Here is a 17,168-nt window from a genome sequence, read left to right on the forward strand (position 1 = left end):
CCGACAGCAGATCATGGGTTTGTTGCGGCTTCGCAGGTAGAATTGATCGAAAAATTCTCGGCCGGTGGAGCAGTTAACGAAACGCAACAGAAATATCCAAATTCAAGCAGGACAGGTACAAAGATGAGCGAGATGGAAGACGACCTGACGATAATCGACCTTGCCGCGCATATCGTCGCCGCCTATGTCGGCAACAATTCCGTTCCGGCCGCGGAACTGCCGAACCTGATCTACGACGTCGTGGGCGCTCTCAATCGCGTGCAGGGCGGTGCTCCTCAGGAAGTTGAAGCCGAGCCCGTGCGCCCGGCCGTTCCGGTCAAGAAGTCGGTCACCAACGACTACATCATCTGCCTTGAGGACGGAAAGAAGTTCAAGTCGCTCAAGCGCCATCTGCGTACCCACTACAACATGTCGCCGGAAGAATACCGCGAGAAGTGGAGCCTGCCGGCCGACTACCCGATGGTCGCCCCCAACTACGCCGCTGCCCGTTCGGATCTTGCCAAGAAGATGGGTCTCGGCCAGCAGCGTCGTCGCAGCCGCTGATCGCTTTTGCCCGATGGAACATGACGAGCCCGGCCTTGCGCCGGGCTTTTCGTTTTGGTCGCCGCTTCAGGAAAGTCGGAGTTCAGGCCATCGCGTCCTGAGCAACCTTGCGCAGACGCTCCACCATCGACCTCAGGCCGTTCGAGCGCTGGGGCGTGAGATGCTCGCGCAGGTTCAGCTCGTTGAAGATGGCCTCGGGATCGATCTGCAGAACCTCGGAGGCCCGCTTGCCCGAATACGTGGCATGAAGGATGGCGATCAGCCCCCGTACGATCAACGCATCGGAATCGCCAAGGAAAGTGACGACCGGATCGGTCTTGTCGCCGGAGAGACTCGGCTTGAGCCATACCTGGCTGACGCAGCCACGCACCTTGCAGTCGTCGCTGTGGTCGCCCTCGGCGAGCGGCTCGAGCTCCTTGCCGAGCTCGATGACGTAGCGATAGCGATCTTCCCAGTCGTCGAGAAACGAGAAGTTGTCCCGGATTTCGTCGAGGGTCACCGCCACGTTCGGTCTCCATGTCTGTCGCGCCGGTTCGGTATAGACCGGCACCGGCCTTAAAGAAAGAGACCGCCGGACCCAGGGGTCGCGGCGGTCGAGTTCCCGACGGATGCCGTCGGGCAGGGAAACTTCGCCGCCGGCATCGGGCCGGCGCGGCCGTATCAGATGCCTTGCGGCGCCTTGCCCGGTCCCCGCCAGGCCGGCGTGAGATCGGTGGCCGTCAGCGTACCGTGATCGACGTTCGCGCCGGACTTGTCGTCGAGCGACCGATCGATGAAATCGTAGACCATGCGGGCGCCCGTCTGGGCCTTCAGCATGAAGGTGGTGGCAACCCGGCCACCGATTTCGCAGGCCATGGGGTTGCGGCCGCAAAAGCCGCTCATGTCGGAGATGGTCGCCTGGGCGGCGCTCGCAGCCTCCAGCGCGCCGATCGGCTGCACCTTGGCGGTCTCGGCCTGCTGCTCGGCGGCATGGTCGACGGGAATGAGAAAGATGACAACGGACAGCCAGAACGCCGTCCTCAGGAGAAACATCATAATGCACTTCCCTGTTGTTCATCGCCCGTGGAGGGCGTCCGGATCTTTCGCGGCCGAAACCGTCGCTGTCCGTTCGATGTTCCCGGTTCTAGCAGGGACGTTTTAGGATCGAATTAGGCCGATCATTCAAATCGCAGGGAAATTCGACGAAAATTTGAGTCCAATTTTATCAATCGGCCCATTCCATCGAGCAGCGCGAGAGATTCGTCAGCTTTATCGCGAGCTTCCAAGCACAGGGAGCGCCTGTTCACCTGCGCTTAACCGTGAATTCGATCTTTCCGACCAAATCCCTTTCTGAGGGCGTCTCACCCCCTCGCGTCATGCTTCCCATCAACATTCCATAAAGGGGCGCATGGCACCGTAGTGTCAGAAAAGACAAATGGTCCGTCCCCGAAGCGTCTCCGGCACCACCGGCCCGTTTCGGAAACTCAGGACCAGCATGTCGGAGGCGCCCCAGGGGATTCCCATGGCGGTGCCGGCCCGCCTGCGATGGGGATGCGTGTTGCGTAACTGTGAGATCAGAGCCGCGCTGGAGCGCTCGTTTGATCACCTTGTGCATAGCTCGGTGGTCGACGATCCGGTCGAGGTCGACAGGCACAGAGGATTCATAGGCTCGCATCTCGTCAGCGGCTTCGCGGCATTCGGCCTCATTCCGCCGGCCCTTGCCGTCGATCCGTCGTCGGCCGGGTTCTCCGCGACTGCGCTTTCCATTCTCGGGCTCGAGATTCTCGTCGCGCTGTTCGTCTCCCGCACCGGCCGGCTGGCTCAGGGCTACCTTCTGTCGGCGTGCATCCTGACCACGCTGGCCGTTTGGGTTGCCCTCCACACCGGTGGCCTGGGCTCGTTCGCCGTTGTCTGGTTCGCCATCGCGCCCATCGAGGCGGCGTTGTCCGGCCGCCGGTCGACGGTGGCCGGCGCCGCACTGATCAGTGGCGCGGGCTTTCTGCTCACCGTGCTCCTCACGCTCTCCGGCAGCGCAAGCCGGGCCTTCGTCCTTGCCGGCGACAGCACGACCATGAATTTCCTCGCCTGCGTGGTCGCCCTCGGCTACGCCTCCGGTGTGGCCGTCGGCATCGAACGGCGCGAGCGCGCGACCTCGCTCTCCATCGCCAAGCAGGAACAGCGCTATCGCCTGCTTGCCGAGGCGATGAGCGATCTCGTCACCTGCCACAATCCCTCCGGCGACGTCACGTTCGTGTCGCCCGCTGCCATGCGCCTCGTATCGGTGCGGCCGGCCGACCTCGCCGCGGATGGTCTGTTCCGGCGCGTTCACATCGGCGACCGCCCAGCCTACCTCTCGGCCATCTCGGTGGCGCTTCACCAGGGCGCGGCGCGGGTGGAGTATCGCCTTCGCTGCGGCGACGATCTGGACAACGAGGGCTGGATCTGGGTCGAATCGCACATGCGTCATCTCCCCGACCAACTGGGCGACGACGCAGTGGTGACCGTCACCCGCGACATTTCCGAGCGCAAGCAGCACGAAGCCGAGCTCGACACCCTGCGCGCCGACTCGGAAGCGGCCAATCTGGCCAAGACCCGTTTCCTCGCCAACATGAGCCATGAGCTCAGGACCCCGCTCAACGCGATCATCGGCTTCTCCGACATTCTCAACCAGGAACTGTTCGGCAAGTTCGAGTTCGATCGCCAGCGCGAGTATTCCGGCCTCATCAAGGAATCCGGCGAACATCTGCTTCAGGTGGTCAACGACATTCTCGATCTGTCGAAGATCGAGTGCGGGTCCTTCGACGTCAATCCCGAGGCGTTTCGCGTCGGTCCCCTGGTCGATCGCTGCCGGCAGATGATGATGCCGCAGGCGGAGAAGGCCGAGGTGCTGCTGTCTTCGGACATCGAGCCGAACCTGCCGGAACTGGTTGCCGACCCGCGCGCCTGCCGCCAGATCGTGCTCAATCTCCTTTCCAACGCGGTGAAGTTCTCCAATCGCGGCGGTCAGGTCACGTGTTCGGTCCGCCGCCAGGGGCGCCGCATAGCGATCGCCGTGCGGGACAACGGCATCGGCATTGGCGAAAAGGATCTTTGCCGCGTCGGTAGTCCGTTCTTCCAGGCCGAGACCGGCTACGACCGCAAGCAGGCCGGCACCGGCCTCGGGCTCTCGGTGGTGAAAGGCCTCGTTGCGCTGCACGGCGGCCAGGTGATGATCGACTCCGATCTCGGCAAGGGAACCACCGTTACCGTTCTCCTGCCGATGCAGCCATCGCGCGATGGCGTCGAACCGATTTCCCGCGTTCTGGATGTCGACCAGATCCAGCGCGTGGCGCGGAGGGCATGACGCATGGCAGGACGCAAGACCCCTGAGAAAACGGGACTTGTCGCCCTTCTGCTTCGGGGGGCCGTCGGCAATCCGATGGCCACCGCCGGTGGCTTGATGATGACGGCGACCGCCATCGCCATCATGACCAACGCGCTCGCCTTGCAGCCGGGCGTCCATCCGGCACCGCTGTTCGTCGGCACCCGCCCCGTCGCGCTCGCAACGCCTGCCGTGGCGCAGCCGCCAGCCTTGCGCTCTTCCGACGGGTCCTCCGTCGGTGCTACCGACCATAGCCTGATCGCCGACATACAGCAGGGTCTCAAGGACTTCGGCTACTACAAGGGAGATGTCGACGGTCTCGACGGTCCGCAGACCTCGCAAGCCATTCTCGCCTTCGAACGGGCTTTCCGCCTCACCCCCACCGGCGAGCCGTCCAACAACGTCTTGCTGGCCATTCGTTCCGTGCGGCCGAAGACCAGCCTCAATGGCGAAAGCCCCGTCGCGGCCGATCCGCTGACCGTGGCCTCGTTGCCGGCAAACGGCCGCGCCGCGCCCATGCCTTGGCCGAAGCCCGGCACCACCGTTGCCCAGCCAGCGACGGCCGAAGCCCCGCCGGCCGCAGCTCAGGCGGCCGATGTGTCGATGGATGGCATCGGCGATCTCATCGCCTCGGCCGCCCCGCCCAAGGCCGCCGCAAAGCCGGCCGCCAGTGCCGCGCCAGCGGCGACGACCACCGGCGACGCCAATCTGGCGCGCATCCAGCGCTCGCTGTCACAGCAGGGATTCGGCCCCGTCGCCATCGACGGCGTCATGTCCGCCGAGACGCGCGACGCCATCAAGCGGTTCCAGGCCTACTACAACCTGCCGCAGAGCGGGTCCATCGACGAGGCCTTCGTCGCCCAGCTCGTCAAGGTCGGCGGCCTCTAGTCACGCGCTTGTCACCTCTCGCGCAACTGTTGAGGCCGGGCAGGCCTTGCTCTTGGTCCGAAGCCGTGATTTGAACGACGGCTTCCGCTGTCGAGCATGGCCATGGCCCGCATCACGTCCGATTTCTTCGTCTCGGCCTATGTTCGTCGTCGCAACGACGGCGGCTTCTTCACGGCGGTGGTTGGCCGGGGCGCCGCCGAGGCCGGGGCCATCTTCGTCAAGGTATCGCGCCTCGACGGCACCGCCGATCTCTATGGGCCGGTGCCGCAGATCTATCTGGACGACGTCGACCCATCGATGGCCGGCGGTCGCGTGTTCGAACAGTTGCTCGCCAGCGCGCCGGAAGCCGAGATCGACGCCCGCTTGCGGTCCGAGCGGCGCTTCGACAGCGACTGCTGGATCGTCGAAACCGAGGACCGACAGGGAACGTCGGATCTCGATATCATCGGAACCTGACCGTCAGGCCGCGTGTTTGCCTGTTGCCCCGCCGGCATCTTTGGGGATATCCCTCGAGCCGTTTTGCAGTTTTCGGAGCCTCCATGACCGAGATGAAGCCCCCTTGCGCCGAGAAGCGGCCCGTCGTGACGACCGTGCACGGCGTCGATCTCGTCGACGACTATGCCTGGCTTCGTGCCGACAACTGGCAGGACGTCTTGCGCGATCCCGACCTTCTCGATGCCGGCATCCGGGCCCATCTCGATGCCGAGAACGCGTTCTGCGACGCCTACATGGCCGACACCGTGTCGCTGCAGGCGGCGCTGGTCGCCGAAATGCGCGCCCGCATCCTCGAAGACGACGCCTCGGTTCCGCTTCCCGATGGCCCCTACGCCTATGCCAGCCGCTACCTTACCGGCGCTCAGCATCCGCGCCTCGTGCGCACGTTGCGCGATGGCGGACCGGAGGAACTGTTGCTCGACGCCGACGAACTGGCGCGCGACAAGTCCTATTTCAGCCTGGGCGGAGCCACCCACAGCCCGGACCACAAGCTGCTCGCCTACAGCGTCGACGATACCGGCTCGGAGTTCCACGTCATCCGCATCCGCGATCTCGACGCCGATGCCGATCTTGCCGACGAGATTCCCAACACTTCTGGCGGCGTCGCCTGGGCGGCCGACTCCCGGTCGTTCTTCTACACGTTCATCAACGACAATCACCGCACCGAGAAGGTGCTGCGGCACGTGATCGGCACGCCGGCCTCCGAGGATACGGTGGTCTATGTGGAAGAGGATTCGGGCTTCTTCTGCGGCGTCGACAAGACCCAGTCCGGCCGCTTCATCGTCATCGATTCGCACGACCACCAGACCTCCGAGGTTCGCCTGATCGACGCCGCGGCGCCGGATAGCCCCCCTCGCCTCGTGACGGCGCGCGAAACCGAGGTCGAGTATTCGATCGAGGACGATGGCGACGATCGCGTCTACATCCTGACCAATGCCGACGGCGCCGAAGACTTCAAGATCGTCAACGCGCCGATCAAGAACCCGGGTCGGGACAACTGGATCGATGTGGTCGCCCACGAGCCGGGCCGCCTCATCCTGTCGATGTCGATCTTCCAGGGACGCATGGTGCGGCTCGAGCGGGTGGGCGGCCTGCCGCGCATCGTGATCCGCGAGCTGTCGAGCGGGCACGAGCACGCCATCGCCTTCCCGGAAGAGGCCTATTCTCTGGGGTTGTCGGGCTCCTTTGAGTTCGACACCAACGTCGTTCGCTTCACCTACTCCTCGCCGACCACGCCGGCGCAGGTCTACGACTACGACATGGCCACCGGCGAACGCTTCCTGAGGAAGACTCAGGAGGTTCCGTCCGGTCACGAGCCCACCGACTATGTGACGCGTCGCATCATGGCGCCGGCGGCCGATGGCGAGAGCGTGCCGGTCACTATGCTCTATCGGGCCGACACGCCGCTCGACGGTTCGGCGCCCTGCCTGCTTTACGGCTATGGCGCCTACGGCATCGCCATTCCCGCCTCGTTCTCCACCCGCATTCTGTCGCTGGTGGATCGCGGCTTCGTCTACGCCATTGCCCACATCCGCGGCGGCAACGAGAAGGGGCATCGCTGGTATCTCGCCGGAAAGCGCGAGAACAAACCGAACACCTTCAAGGACTTCATCGCCGCCGCTCACCATCTGGTCGCCGAAGGCTTCACCTCGGAGGGGCGCATCGTCGCTCATGGCGGCTCGGCCGGCGGCATGCTGATGGGCGCCGTCGCCAACATGGCGCCTTCGCTCTGGGGGGCCGTGCTGGCGGCCGTCCCCTTCGTCGACGTGCTCAACACCATGCTGGACGACACGCTGCCGCTCACGCCGCCGGAGTGGCCCGAATGGGGCAACCCGCTCGACAGCATCGCCGATTTCCAGCTGATCGCGTCCTACAGCCCTTACGAAAACCTGATGACGCAGGACTATCCGCCGATGTTCGTGCTGGCCGGCCTCACCGACCCGCGCGTCACCTACTGGGAGCCGGCGAAGTGGATCGCGCGCCTCAGGGCGCTCAAGACCGACGACAACCCGCAGGTGATGCATATCAACATGGACGCCGGTCACGGCGGGGCATCCGGCCGCTTCGACGAGTTGAAGGAAACGGCGCTCGAATACGCCTTCGCCCTGAAGGTGATGGGCAAGGCTAACTAACTCGTTTTGCTAATCGAAACGCGCATGGGAGCCATGAATCGACTCGTGGCTCATTGCCGCCATCAGGAAAAGTTCCTATCTATCTCGCATGCACCACCGCTGGGCGGCGATGCTCAGTTTTAGAACGCTCACTTTTCCCGAGAGGAGACGACCATGGCCTTCGAGCTGAATGACCTTCCCTACGCCTATGACGCGCTTGGCCCCTACATGTCGCGCGAGACGCTCGAGTACCATCACGACAAGCATCACCTTGCCTATGTGAACAACGGTAACAACCTGATCAAGGGTACCGAGTGGGAAGGCAAAAGCATCGAGGACGTGGTGAAGGGCTCTTTCGGAAAGAACCCCGCCCTCTTCAACAACGTTGCCCAGCACTACAACCACTTCTATTTCTGGAAGTGGATGAAGCCGAATGGCGGCGGTTCCATTCCCGGTGAGCTTCTCAAGAAGATCAACGAGGATCTCGGCGGCCTCGACAAGTTCCGCGCCGATTTCATCCAGGCCGGCATGACGCAGTTCGGTTCGGGCTGGGCCTGGCTGTCGCTCAAGGATGGCAAGCTCGTCATTTCCAAGACGCCGAACGGCGAGAACCCGCTGGTTGCCGGCGCCGCGCCGCTGCTCGGCGTCGACGTGTGGGAGCATTCCTACTACATCGACTACCGCAACCTGCGGCAGAAGTACCTCGAAGCCTTCTTCGACAATCTGGTCAACTGGGAGTTCGTCGCCGAGCTCTATGCCAAGGCTGGCTAAGCCGGCATCGGCCGCGTCGACGGCCGAGCGACACGACGTTTTTGGGGGTTCCGGCTTGTCCGGAGCCCCCATTCGTTTTCGCGCGATATATGTTGTTCGACGCAGCGCTAGCCACTATCACTATCGTTGTGGGTACCGGACTGGTTCGCACCAAGGTTATTGTTTCCTCTTGAGCAACGATTTACGGGGCGCCATGCCTAAACTGACGGATTACATCGCTCGCACGATCGTCATCGTCGACGACAGCCCCCGCTTCAGGCGCTTCGTGGCCGGCATGCTCAATGAGTTCGGCTTCCACGACATTCACGAGTTCTCGGATACCGACGCCGCCTTCGAGTTCCTGACCGGCCGGCACGTCGATCTCGTCATGTCGGATCTCGGCATGGAGCCGATGGACGGTTTCGCCTTCGCCGACCGCATCCGTCACGGCGGAGCCATCGTCAACCGCATGGTGCCGGTTCTTCTGATGACCGGGCACGCCAGCCGGCAGAACGTGCAGAAGGCGGTGATGGCCGGCATCGACGAGATCGCCGTCAAGCCGATGTCGTCGAGCTATCTCGCCGAGCGGCTGCTGACGGTGTTCGGGCGGCCGAGGGTCTACGTGAAGACCGGATCGGGCTACTTCGGCCCCGATCGTCGGCGGCGCAACGATCCGACCTATCGGGGCCCCGAGCGCCGCTCGGGCCAGCCGGCCGAGATCGTCTCTGAGGAACGACTGCTCGTCATGCGCGAAGCCGCTTCCCTGCGAAGCCGCGGCCTGCTTTCGGAGACGCCGGTGGAGTTTCCACTGCCGGAAAATCCAGGGTTCCTCATCACCCACATCAACTTCCGCCCAAGGACGAACGAGGCGGTCTACGGGGATCTCGTGGGCGCGCGGGCAAACCCGATCGTTCCCGTCGTGGTCAAGCGCTCCAAGCGACCGCGCGGACCGTCGCAGCCCTCGCGCAACGGCTGACCGTCAGCCGCCGCCAGGGGCGCAGACGGCCGACCAGACCATGTAGTTGTACTCGCTCTGCATATTGTAGAGCCAGTTGCGGCAGAGCTTTTCCGTCCTGAAGCAATAGCGCTCGGAGACGTCCTCATATCTGGTCCAGCCGCTGTCGACTTCCTTGCGGCCGTGGAAATATCCCTGCCAGAGATTTGAGCCGGCCGCTCCTCCCGGACAGGCCTGAGGTTCCGTCGGTCTGGCGATGAAAGAGGCCGCCGTCGCCGAAGAGGCGGCACCGAGCGTGAGCGCGATCGTCAATCCCAGAATCGTTGCCGTCCGCATGCTTTCCTCCTCGCATTCCGCGCGGCAGACGCCGCATCCCCCTGAAATCCGCCGCGCAAGCGGCGTTTTCAAGGGGACGTGCCAGGAAATATGGCCTTCGGTCAGGCGTGGGCATAGGCCCAGTAGAGTTCACGCGCGCGTCGGGTGACTGGCCCGACCGAGAACTCGCGGGTCTCAAAGCGCAGGATCGGCGTCACCTTGCCATAGTTGCCGGCCGCGAAAATCTCATCGGCCGCGGCCAGATCTTCCGTCTTCAGAACGCATTCGCGCACGTCGAAGCCATCGTCGCGCAAGAGCTTGATGATGCGCGACCGCGTGATGCCGGCGAGAAACACCCCGGTTGCAGCCGGCGTCATGACCACCCCGTCCTTGGCGATGAACAGGTTGGCCGTTCCGAGCTCGCAGACGTTGCCGAGCACGTCGAGCAGCACCGCGTTGTCGAAGCCCTTGGCCTTGGCCTCCAGCATGGCGCGGCCGTTGTTCGGGTAGAGACAGCCGGCCTTGGCATTGACCAGCGCCGTCTCGGGCAGCGGCCGGCGGTAGCGCGTGGTGGTGACGGCATAGCCCTCGTCGAGCGAGGGAATGGGCGCCTCATAGAGACTGAGGCAGAAGCGGGTCGATGCAGCCTCCGGGGGCACCCCCATGAAGCCGCCGTCCTCGGCCCAGTACATGGGACGGATGTACAGCGCCGCATCGCTGGAGAAGTGGGCGAACCCCTCGCGTGCCAGCGACTCGATCTCTTCGGCCGGGCGCAGGGCTTCGAGGCCCATGGCGAGCGCGCTGCGATTGACGCGCTGACAATGAAGGTCAAGGTCGGGGGCCACGCCCTCGAAATAGCGGGCGCCGTCGAATACCGACGAGGCAAGCCAGGACGAATGCGTCCTGACGCCCATGATCTGCACGTTACCCTCGTGCCATTCGCCGTCCAACCACGTCCAGGTCTGAGACCAAGCCACGATACTGTCCTTCCTTTTCTCGCTGCGCCCGCTGCCCCGTCGTCGCCGAACGCGACGGCGCGGCAACGGCCCGATGAAAACCCGCCCCTCTGCAGGCTTTTCCGCATGTCTGTTTTGCCGGTTTCCAGATAATCGATATATCCGATACCAAAGTTGCGAAAGCCGCTGGATTCACGAATCGACGGCTGAGAGCGGAGACAGCGGCATGTACCATCCGATCTTCCTGTTCGATGCCTACGGCACGCTGTTCGACGTCCACTCGGCCGTCCGCCGACACGCCGCCGAACTTGGGCCGGACGCGCAGCGCCTGTCCGAGCTCTGGCGGACGAAGCAACTCGAATACTCGTGGATCCGGTCGACCACCGGTGCCTACAAGGATTTCTGGGCGCTGACCAAGGACGCGCTCGATGCGGCCTTCGCCGTCTATCCTCAGGTCGATCCGAACCTGCGCGAAGCGTTGCTCGAGGCTTATCGCAGCTGCGACTGCTTTCCCGAGGTGCCGGCCGTTCTGCGCGACCTGAAGATCGCCGGAACCCGTATCGCCATCCTGTCGAACGGCAGCCCGCTGATGCTCAACCGGGCGATCCGTGCCGCGGGCCTCGGCGACATCATCGACGACGTGCTGTCGGTGGATTCGATCGGCTGCTACAAGCCGGACACGCGCGTCTACGAAATGGCGACGACGCATTTCCGCGTCTTTCCCAGCGCCATCTCGTTCCAGTCGTCCAACCGCTGGGATGTGGCCGGCGGGTCGAAGTTCGGCTTCCGCACCGTCTGGATCAACCGGACCGGCGCGTTCGACGAGTATCCCGACATGCGCCCGGCGGCAGAGCTGCCCGATCTTACCGGCTTGACCAAGCTCTGAAGAAAGCGGCGCTCTAGCAGTTTGTTTCGCAAGCATCATCCGAGCGATCCTCGTTTCACACCGGTCGGACGATGCGCTAACGTCCAGAGCACCCGCCGACCAGGTTGAAACAACCTGATCGAAGAACGGCTGCTCCAGGCCAAGGGTTCGGCGGTTTGGGCCCGCTCCATCGCCGCCTAGGGGAGGCAGACATGACCGAGCTTCACGCGCTCGCCGCGGCAATCGGCCTGGTGCGAAACTGGTGGGACGTTGCCGGCAAACCGCAGACGGTCAGCGACGAGGCGCTCGGCGCCATTGCGACCGCGCTCGGCTATCCCGCCGACAGCGCGGCAGCCATAGCACTCAGCCTCGCACAGATCGAGGAAGAGCGGCGGCGACCGCCGACCCTGCTCGTCGCCGACGCGGGACAGCCCATTCCCCTGCCCTTGAGCCTTGCCCGTGCCGATCTCGTTGCCGAAGACGGCACGAGCCAGGCGCTCCGGATCGAGGGCGCCCATCTGCCGCCCATCGCTGAGCCGGGCTACTACCGTCTTGCCATCGGAGCGCATGAGGTGGCGCTCGCGGTCGCTCCGCCCCGTTGTCACGGCCTCGACGCCGATCGCCGCCTCTGGGGACCATCGGTCCAGATACCCTCGCTGCGCGGCCGCGTGCCGCAGCCCTTCGGCCATTTCGGCCATCTCGACGACGCGGTGAAGCAGTTCGCCGCCTGTGGCGCCGACGTGGTGATGATCAACCCCGTCCATGCCCTGTTCCCCGGCCATGGCGTCGGCTTCAGCCCTTACTCGCCGTCGAGCCGACTTTTCCTCAACGGCGCCATGGGAGATCCGGCCCTGGTCGGCCTGCCGCCGCTGCCACCGGGCGAGAATGGCGAAGCCCTTATCGATTGGGAAGGCGCATTGCCAAAGCGCCTCGCCCAGCTCAGGAAGGTGTTCGACGCCCTCGGCCCCGAGTTTCGCTCGCGCGTCGTCAGCGACAGTCTCGCCGGAGGCGACGCGCTCCGCCGTCACGCCCTTTTCGATGCGCTCGACCTTCGTTTCCGGGCGCGCGGCCTCGACGGCTGGCGAACCTGGCCGGCACCCTTTCACGATCCCGACGGCGCCGCCGTCCGCCAGTTCGCGGCCGAGAACCCCGACGAGATCACCTTTCATCTGTTCGTCCAGTGGGTGGCCCACGAGAGCCTTGCCGCCGTGCAGGGCCACGCCAAGGCGGCGGGCATGGCGGTGGGGCTGTTGGCCGATCTCGCCGTCGGCGTCCACACCGGCGGCAGCGACAGCTGGAGCCTGCGCGACCACCTTCTCGACGGCCTCACCATCGGTGCACCGCCTGACCCGCTCGGCCCTCTCGGCCAGAACTGGATGCTCACCACCTTCTCGCCACGCGGCCTCCAGGAGAGCGGCTACGCGCCCTGGATCGCCACGCTGCGATCGGCTCTCAGCCGGGCCGGCGGGCTCAGGATCGACCATGCCTTCGGCCTGTCTCGCCTCTGGGTGATGCCGGAGGGCCGATCGTCGAGCGACGGCGCCTATCTCACCTATCCCTTCCATGACCTCACGCGTCTGGCGGCGCTCGAATCGCATCGGGCCAAGGCGCTGATCGTGGCCGAGGATCTCGGCACCAAGCCGGGCGGCTTTGCCGAGGCGATCGATGCCACGGGCATGCTGGGAATGCGGGTCCTATGGTTCGAGCGGGCGCTCGATCATGGCTTCATCGGGCCGCAGGACTATCCGCCGGACAGCGTCGCGATGACCGGTACCCACGACACCACCACCGTCGCCGGCTGGTGGACCGGGCGCGATCTCGATTGGGCCGACGAGCTTGGCCGTCTTCCGGCCACTTCCAATCGCGAAAGGGAAGACGAGCGACGCGCCTGGGATCGCGGCCTGCTATGGGCGACATTCGGCGGCAGCGAGCCGCGCCCGGCGCCCGAGGAGCCGGCCCCGGTGGTCGAAGCGGCGCTCCGCCACATCGGACGGGCACGTTCGCGCATCGCCCTCGCACCGCTTGAAGACATCCTGGCGCTGGAGGAGCAACCCAACCTGCCCGGCACCATCAACGAGCACCCCAACTGGCGCCGCCGCATGGAGGCGCCGCTAGAGGAGTTGCTCGCTCAACCCGAAACCGCCCAGCGGATCGACACGCTGGTCGCGGCCCGCAAGGAGCCACCGGCCGGGTGGTAGACAAGGGAGGCGCGGCATGAAGGTCAGGCCTGCCGAGCCGACGGATTCCGAGGGCATGAGCATCGTCCTTCAGGAAATCCTCGCCCTTTGGAAAAGTGACCGCCCCTGCTCGGCCGGGCACATGCGCTCGTTCTATGTCGACCATCCCGACCGGATCGAGTGTTCGGTCGCGGTATCTGACGACGGAGTCATTCTGGGCTTTCAATCCCTGAAACTTGCCAGGGACGGCAGTGGCTGGAACGTGCCGCCGGGCTGGGGGATCATCGGAACCTATGTGAAACTCGCGTCAGGCCGCCAAGGCCTCGGGAAGGCCCTGTTCGCGGCCACGCGACAGGCAGCCCGAGACGCAGCGGTGGCGAGCATCGATGCCACGATCGACGAGACCAATGCCCTTGGTCTTGCCTATTACGAGGCCATGGACTTTCGGACCTATCGTTGCCAATCCGGCATGATTTCCAAGGTCTACGCCGTATCTGCATAGGCTGACGCCGATCATGCCGGCGCCGGCGCTAGGGTCTCCGTTCGGGAAAGCTTTCTACTTCAGCAGGCTTCCCAGCACGCCGCGCACCAACGCCCGGCCGATCTGCGAGCCGACCTGGCTCGATACCGAGCGCACCACCGACTTGATGGCCGCCTCCGCCACCGTCTGCCGGCCTCCATAGCCGTAGGTATCGCGGCGGGCGGCACGCTCCTCGCGCTCCTCGCGCTCCTCGCGGCGCCGGCGCTCGGCAGCACCTTCATATTCGTCGAGACGAGGCCGACGAGGCTCGTCATAGCCGCTGTCCGGTGCCGGCGCACTCGGCCGACTGCGGCTCCAGCCGAAGTCGGGCACGCTGAAACCGGGGCTCTCGCGCTTCGTGCGTGGTGGATCCAACGGCTCGCGACGCTGCTGGGCGCCATTGGCACGGGCTTTCAGCACCTCGAAGGCGGACTCCCGGTCGACCGCCTCATCGTAGACGCCCCCGAGAGGGCTCGCCGCCATCAGTGCCGCTCGCTCCTCGTCCTTGAGCGGCCCCAGCCGCGAGGACGGCGGCCTGATCAGGGTACGCTCGACGATCGACGGCACGGCCTTGCCCTCGAGCATGGAGACCAGCGCCTCGCCCTGCCCGAGCTCGGTGATGGCGGTGAAGGTGTCGAAGGCGGGGTTGGGCCGGAAGGTCTCCGCGGCCACCTTCACCGCCTTCTGCTCGCGCGGCGTATAGGCGCGCAGCGCGTGCTGCACGCGGTTGCCGAGTTGGGCGAGCACGCTCTCGGGAATATCCAGCGGGTTCTGGGTGACGAAATAGATGCCGACGCCCTTGGAACGGATCAGCTTGACCACCTGCTCCACCTTGTCGACCAGCGCCTTCGGCGCCTCGTCGAACAGCAGATGGGCCTCGTCGAAGAAGAAGACCAGTTTGGGCTTGTCGAGATCGCCGACCTCCGGCAGTTCCTCGAACAGTTCCGACAGCAACCACAACAAAAAGGTCGCGTAGAGGCGAGGCGTCTGCATCAGCTTGTCGGCGGCCAGGATGTTGACGGCGCCTCGACCATCCCCGGTCACCTGCATCAGATCGGAGATCTGCAAGCCCGGTTCGCCGAAGAAGTGATTTCCACCCTGTTGTTCCAGCACCAGGAGCTGCCGCTGGATGGCGCCCACCGTCGCCTTGGCGACGTTGCCGTAGCTCGTCGCCACCGCGTCGGCGTTTTCCGAGACGTAGACGAGCAGCGACCGCAGGTCCTTGAGATCGAGCAGCAGGAGACCTTCGTCGTCGGCCACCTTGAAGACGATATTGAGTACGCCCTCCTGGGTCTCGTTGAGCTCCAGGAGACGCGACAGCAGGAGCGGGCCCATCTCCGACACCGTCGTGCGAACCGGATGTCCCTTCTGCCCGAACAGGTCCCAGAAGACGGCCGGGGCCGCCCTGAGCTGGTACTCCCCGGAGAAGCCGATCGACCGCGCCCGCTCTTCGAGAAAATCCTTTGCCTCGCCGGGAGCGCCAATTCCCGAGAGATCGCCCTTCACATCGGCACAGAACACCGGCACGCCGGCATCCGACAGGCCCTCGGCCAACACCTGCAACGTCACCGTCTTGCCGGTGCCGGTGGCGCCCGTGATGAGACCGTGCCGGTTGGCGAGCTTCAGAGTCAGATATTCCGGCTTCGTGCCCGTTCCCAGATAGACCTTGCCCTCTTCCAGCATGCACGGCTCCTTCCCGGTACGCTTGGCCCTGAACGGGCTTTTATCCGGCCCGGGGTTCCCTCTCAACGCCCTCGAAGGACGGAGGCGTTCCTCCAGGCACCAACGAAAAGGCCCGTCGGCGAACCGGCGGGCCTTGGCCATGCTATCGCGAAACGACTTCAGCTGGCGAGCGAGATCTGCCCATAGCGCAACGCCTCGACGACCGCCTGGGTCTTGTTGGTGGCATCGAGTTTCTCGCCGGCATTCTGGAGATGGGCATGCACGGTCCGCTGAGAGATGTTGAGGTTCTCCGCGATGTCCTGGGCCGTCATGCCGAGAGCCGTCAGCTCCAGAACCCGCCGTTCGCGCGCCGACAGGTCGCCGGGACGGGAGTCCATCAGATAGCCGAGCGCCCTCAGGCGGCGGAAAGCCTGATTGCAGAGGAAGTCGAAGGCAACGAGATCGAGTTCCGTCAACGACAGAGCCTCGCCGAGACCGATGACCGCCGCCTGATACGGCGGGATCGAGGTAATCGGTACCGCCACGATGCGAGCGGACGCCTCGGGACCGGCGGCGGCAACCAGGTCGGAATGCCCGGAGATGCTGACGCCGTCGATGAGGCAGGGCCGATGGGCGACGCGGCAGCGCTCCAATACGGGATCGCCCTTCGAGATCGTGATGAGCTGCCCGCGTTCGGAGCGAATGTCCGGCCAGCGGATATGGAGCACCAATGGCTCCACGGGTCGCCCAGGCATCGGCAGGCCGGAGATCAGCACGTGGCTGGCACCATGCCCCAGAAGGCGGCGCTCGATGACTTCGAAAATCTTGTTCGCGCTCGAATATGTGCGGAGACCGACTGCGTCAGCGAGGATGTCATCAGGCGTATTCATGGTTTCGACCTACCTCCAGGCGCCCTTAAGGTCGTTAGTTCGGCATATGCGCTCACAGCCTTATGCTGCTTTTCGCATTAAAACGCATGACCACCCGAACAGGTTCCTTCTAGAGCACATTGGAAGCCAGATAAAGGCTCCGCGAGCAAAAGCGGACAATATCACACGAATTGTTATGCCATTTCCCGCAAAAAATGCACCTGGGATTCATTTATCCTACCTAATGGCCGGATATAAACTTTCGCATCGCTCCATTTTTAATGGAATTGAGACAGTTTTCCGAGACTGTTTCTCAGTATCAACTTGAGACTTGAAATTTATCTATAGATTACATAAAAAATTATAAATGTATTATCCGAGAAACAACCGCATATATGAACCCACCGCACCCAGTTTCAATTACCTGACCGCCCCCTTCCATTTCCGCAGATTGGAAAACACGCCCTCTGATTACACTCATGCATTTTACCACCCAGAATTTTGGAAAGACAGGGGGTGGTAAAGCCTATCGCGTAGAAAAACTTACCCGCAGGCATGTCTCTATACCGACGGCGGCCAAGTCGGACTTGTCGCAGGACACATCTATCGGCCAAAACGTGGGCTACGCCGGACACTGCTCCCGATCCTATGATCGCCTTTGCACCTCTCGGGGCTCGTCTCATCGAGGAGGAATGGCCTATAAGGGGCTACCTTGGTTGGAG

General features: G+C 64.1%; 16 protein-coding genes. 10 read left to right on the forward strand and 6 right to left on the reverse strand.

The features are described 5' to 3' along the window. Positions 1-123 precede the first annotated feature (123 nt). Positions 124-543 carry a MucR family transcriptional regulator gene (locus QQZ18_RS09290; protein ID WP_284540349.1) on the forward strand — a complete coding sequence of 140 codons (420 nt, stop codon included), beginning with the start codon at positions 124-126 and terminating at the stop codon, positions 541-543. An 82-nt stretch (positions 544-625) separates the two neighbouring features. Here QQZ18_RS09290 and QQZ18_RS09295 read toward each other — a convergent pair whose 3' ends face one another. Next, complete coding sequence (locus tag QQZ18_RS09295; RefSeq protein WP_284541019.1) at positions 626-1,042, reverse strand: SufE family protein; 417 nt, start codon at positions 1,040-1,042, stop codon at positions 626-628. Positions 1,043-1,203: 161 nt separating this feature from the next. Further along, entirely contained in the window at positions 1,204-1,578 is a 375-nt protein-coding gene (locus tag QQZ18_RS09300; protein WP_284540351.1) for a DUF5330 domain-containing protein, read from the reverse strand. A gap of 379 nt (positions 1,579-1,957) precedes the next feature. Here QQZ18_RS09300 and QQZ18_RS09305 point away from each other — a divergent pair, with 379 nt between their 5' ends. The 6 genes from QQZ18_RS09305 (at position 1,958) to QQZ18_RS09330 (ending at position 9,103) form a co-directional block, all read left to right on the forward strand. Next, positions 1,958-3,865 carry a sensor histidine kinase gene (locus QQZ18_RS09305; protein ID WP_284540353.1) on the forward strand — a complete coding sequence of 636 codons (1,908 nt, stop codon included), beginning with the start codon at positions 1,958-1,960 and terminating at the stop codon, positions 3,863-3,865. A gap of 3 nt (positions 3,866-3,868) precedes the next feature. Beyond that, entirely contained in the window at positions 3,869-4,771 is a 903-nt protein-coding gene (locus QQZ18_RS09310; protein ID WP_284540354.1) for a peptidoglycan-binding domain-containing protein, read from the forward strand. A 102-nt stretch (positions 4,772-4,873) separates the two neighbouring features. Then, a complete protein-coding gene (locus QQZ18_RS09315) occupies positions 4,874-5,227 on the forward strand; it encodes a DUF1491 family protein (protein WP_284540356.1) in 354 nt (117 codons plus the stop codon). 83 nt (positions 5,228-5,310) lie between these two features. Continuing rightward, positions 5,311-7,398, forward strand: a complete 2,088-nt coding sequence (locus QQZ18_RS09320; protein WP_284540358.1) for a S9 family peptidase — start codon at positions 5,311-5,313, stop codon at positions 7,396-7,398. Between the two features lie 153 nt (positions 7,399-7,551). Beyond that, positions 7,552-8,148, forward strand: coding sequence for a superoxide dismutase (locus QQZ18_RS09325; RefSeq protein WP_284540360.1), 597 nt, complete (start codon positions 7,552-7,554; stop codon positions 8,146-8,148). A gap of 193 nt (positions 8,149-8,341) precedes the next feature. Further along, the gene (locus QQZ18_RS09330; protein ID WP_284540362.1) at positions 8,342-9,103 is read left to right on the forward strand and encodes a response regulator; all 762 of its coding nucleotides are present in this window, start codon (positions 8,342-8,344) and stop codon (positions 9,101-9,103) included. Positions 9,104-9,106: 3 nt separating this feature from the next. Here QQZ18_RS09330 and QQZ18_RS09335 read toward each other — a convergent pair whose 3' ends face one another. Together QQZ18_RS09335 and QQZ18_RS09340 are read right to left on the reverse strand one after the other, a co-directional pair. Further along, positions 9,107-9,418, reverse strand: coding sequence for a hypothetical protein (locus tag QQZ18_RS09335; RefSeq protein WP_284540365.1), 312 nt, complete (start codon positions 9,416-9,418; stop codon positions 9,107-9,109). 101 nt (positions 9,419-9,519) lie between these two features. Then, positions 9,520-10,377 (reverse strand): branched-chain amino acid aminotransferase, encoded by an 858-nt coding sequence (locus QQZ18_RS09340; protein WP_284541020.1) that lies wholly within the window; start codon positions 10,375-10,377, stop codon positions 9,520-9,522. 202 nt (positions 10,378-10,579) lie between these two features. Between QQZ18_RS09340 and QQZ18_RS09345 the strand changes: the two genes are divergently transcribed. From QQZ18_RS09345 to QQZ18_RS09355, 3 genes are all read left to right on the forward strand, one after another. Next, the gene (locus tag QQZ18_RS09345) at positions 10,580-11,239 is read left to right on the forward strand and encodes a haloacid dehalogenase type II (protein WP_284540367.1); all 660 of its coding nucleotides are present in this window, start codon (positions 10,580-10,582) and stop codon (positions 11,237-11,239) included. Positions 11,240-11,430: 191 nt separating this feature from the next. Beyond that, the gene (malQ, locus tag QQZ18_RS09350) at positions 11,431-13,416 is read left to right on the forward strand and encodes a 4-alpha-glucanotransferase (protein ID WP_284540369.1); all 1,986 of its coding nucleotides are present in this window, start codon (positions 11,431-11,433) and stop codon (positions 13,414-13,416) included. Positions 13,417-13,432: 16 nt separating this feature from the next. Continuing rightward, positions 13,433-13,897, forward strand: a complete 465-nt coding sequence (locus QQZ18_RS09355; RefSeq protein WP_284540371.1) for a GNAT family N-acetyltransferase — start codon at positions 13,433-13,435, stop codon at positions 13,895-13,897. A 54-nt stretch (positions 13,898-13,951) separates the two neighbouring features. Here the strand turns inward: QQZ18_RS09355 and QQZ18_RS09360 are convergent, their stop codons facing one another. Together QQZ18_RS09360 and QQZ18_RS09365 are read right to left on the reverse strand one after the other, a co-directional pair. Next, positions 13,952-15,598, reverse strand: a complete 1,647-nt coding sequence (locus QQZ18_RS09360; RefSeq protein ID WP_284540373.1) for a helicase HerA-like domain-containing protein — start codon at positions 15,596-15,598, stop codon at positions 13,952-13,954. 158 nt (positions 15,599-15,756) lie between these two features. Beyond that, positions 15,757-16,467 carry a helix-turn-helix transcriptional regulator gene (locus QQZ18_RS09365; protein ID WP_284540375.1) on the reverse strand — a complete coding sequence of 237 codons (711 nt, stop codon included), beginning with the start codon at positions 16,465-16,467 and terminating at the stop codon, positions 15,757-15,759. Positions 16,468-17,168 lie beyond the last annotated feature (701 nt).

Origin of the sequence: Pleomorphomonas sp. T1.2MG-36 (genome assembly GCF_950100655.1) — a bacterium.
Taxonomy (GTDB): Bacteria; Pseudomonadota; Alphaproteobacteria; order Rhizobiales; family Pleomorphomonadaceae; genus Pleomorphomonas.

Bases quoted from the DNA above. Each gene is read 5' to 3' on its own strand.
- QQZ18_RS09325 (WP_284540360.1), top strand. From the start codon at position 7,552: ATGGCCTTCGAGCTGAATGACCTTCCCTACGCCTATGACGCGCTTGGC.
- QQZ18_RS09355 (WP_284540371.1), top strand. From the start codon at position 13,433: ATGAAGGTCAGGCCTGCCGAGCCGACGGATTCCGAGGGCATGAGCATC.
- QQZ18_RS09305 (WP_284540353.1), top strand. From the start codon at position 1,958: ATGGTCCGTCCCCGAAGCGTCTCCGGCACCACCGGCCCGTTTCGGAAA.
- QQZ18_RS09310 (WP_284540354.1), top strand. From the start codon at position 3,869: ATGGCAGGACGCAAGACCCCTGAGAAAACGGGACTTGTCGCCCTTCTG.
- QQZ18_RS09335 (WP_284540365.1), bottom strand. From the start codon at position 9,418: ATGCGGACGGCAACGATTCTGGGATTGACGATCGCGCTCACGCTCGGT.
- QQZ18_RS09365 (WP_284540375.1), bottom strand. From the start codon at position 16,467: ATGAATACGCCTGATGACATCCTCGCTGACGCAGTCGGTCTCCGCACA.
- QQZ18_RS09290 (WP_284540349.1), top strand. From the start codon at position 124: ATGAGCGAGATGGAAGACGACCTGACGATAATCGACCTTGCCGCGCAT.
- QQZ18_RS09300 (WP_284540351.1), bottom strand. From the start codon at position 1,578: ATGATGTTTCTCCTGAGGACGGCGTTCTGGCTGTCCGTTGTCATCTTT.
- malQ (WP_284540369.1), top strand. From the start codon at position 11,431: ATGACCGAGCTTCACGCGCTCGCCGCGGCAATCGGCCTGGTGCGAAAC.
- QQZ18_RS09320 (WP_284540358.1), top strand. From the start codon at position 5,311: ATGACCGAGATGAAGCCCCCTTGCGCCGAGAAGCGGCCCGTCGTGACG.
- QQZ18_RS09360 (WP_284540373.1), bottom strand. From the start codon at position 15,598: ATGCTGGAAGAGGGCAAGGTCTATCTGGGAACGGGCACGAAGCCGGAA.
- QQZ18_RS09345 (WP_284540367.1), top strand. From the start codon at position 10,580: ATGTACCATCCGATCTTCCTGTTCGATGCCTACGGCACGCTGTTCGAC.
- QQZ18_RS09315 (WP_284540356.1), top strand. From the start codon at position 4,874: ATGGCCCGCATCACGTCCGATTTCTTCGTCTCGGCCTATGTTCGTCGT.
- QQZ18_RS09330 (WP_284540362.1), top strand. From the start codon at position 8,342: ATGCCTAAACTGACGGATTACATCGCTCGCACGATCGTCATCGTCGAC.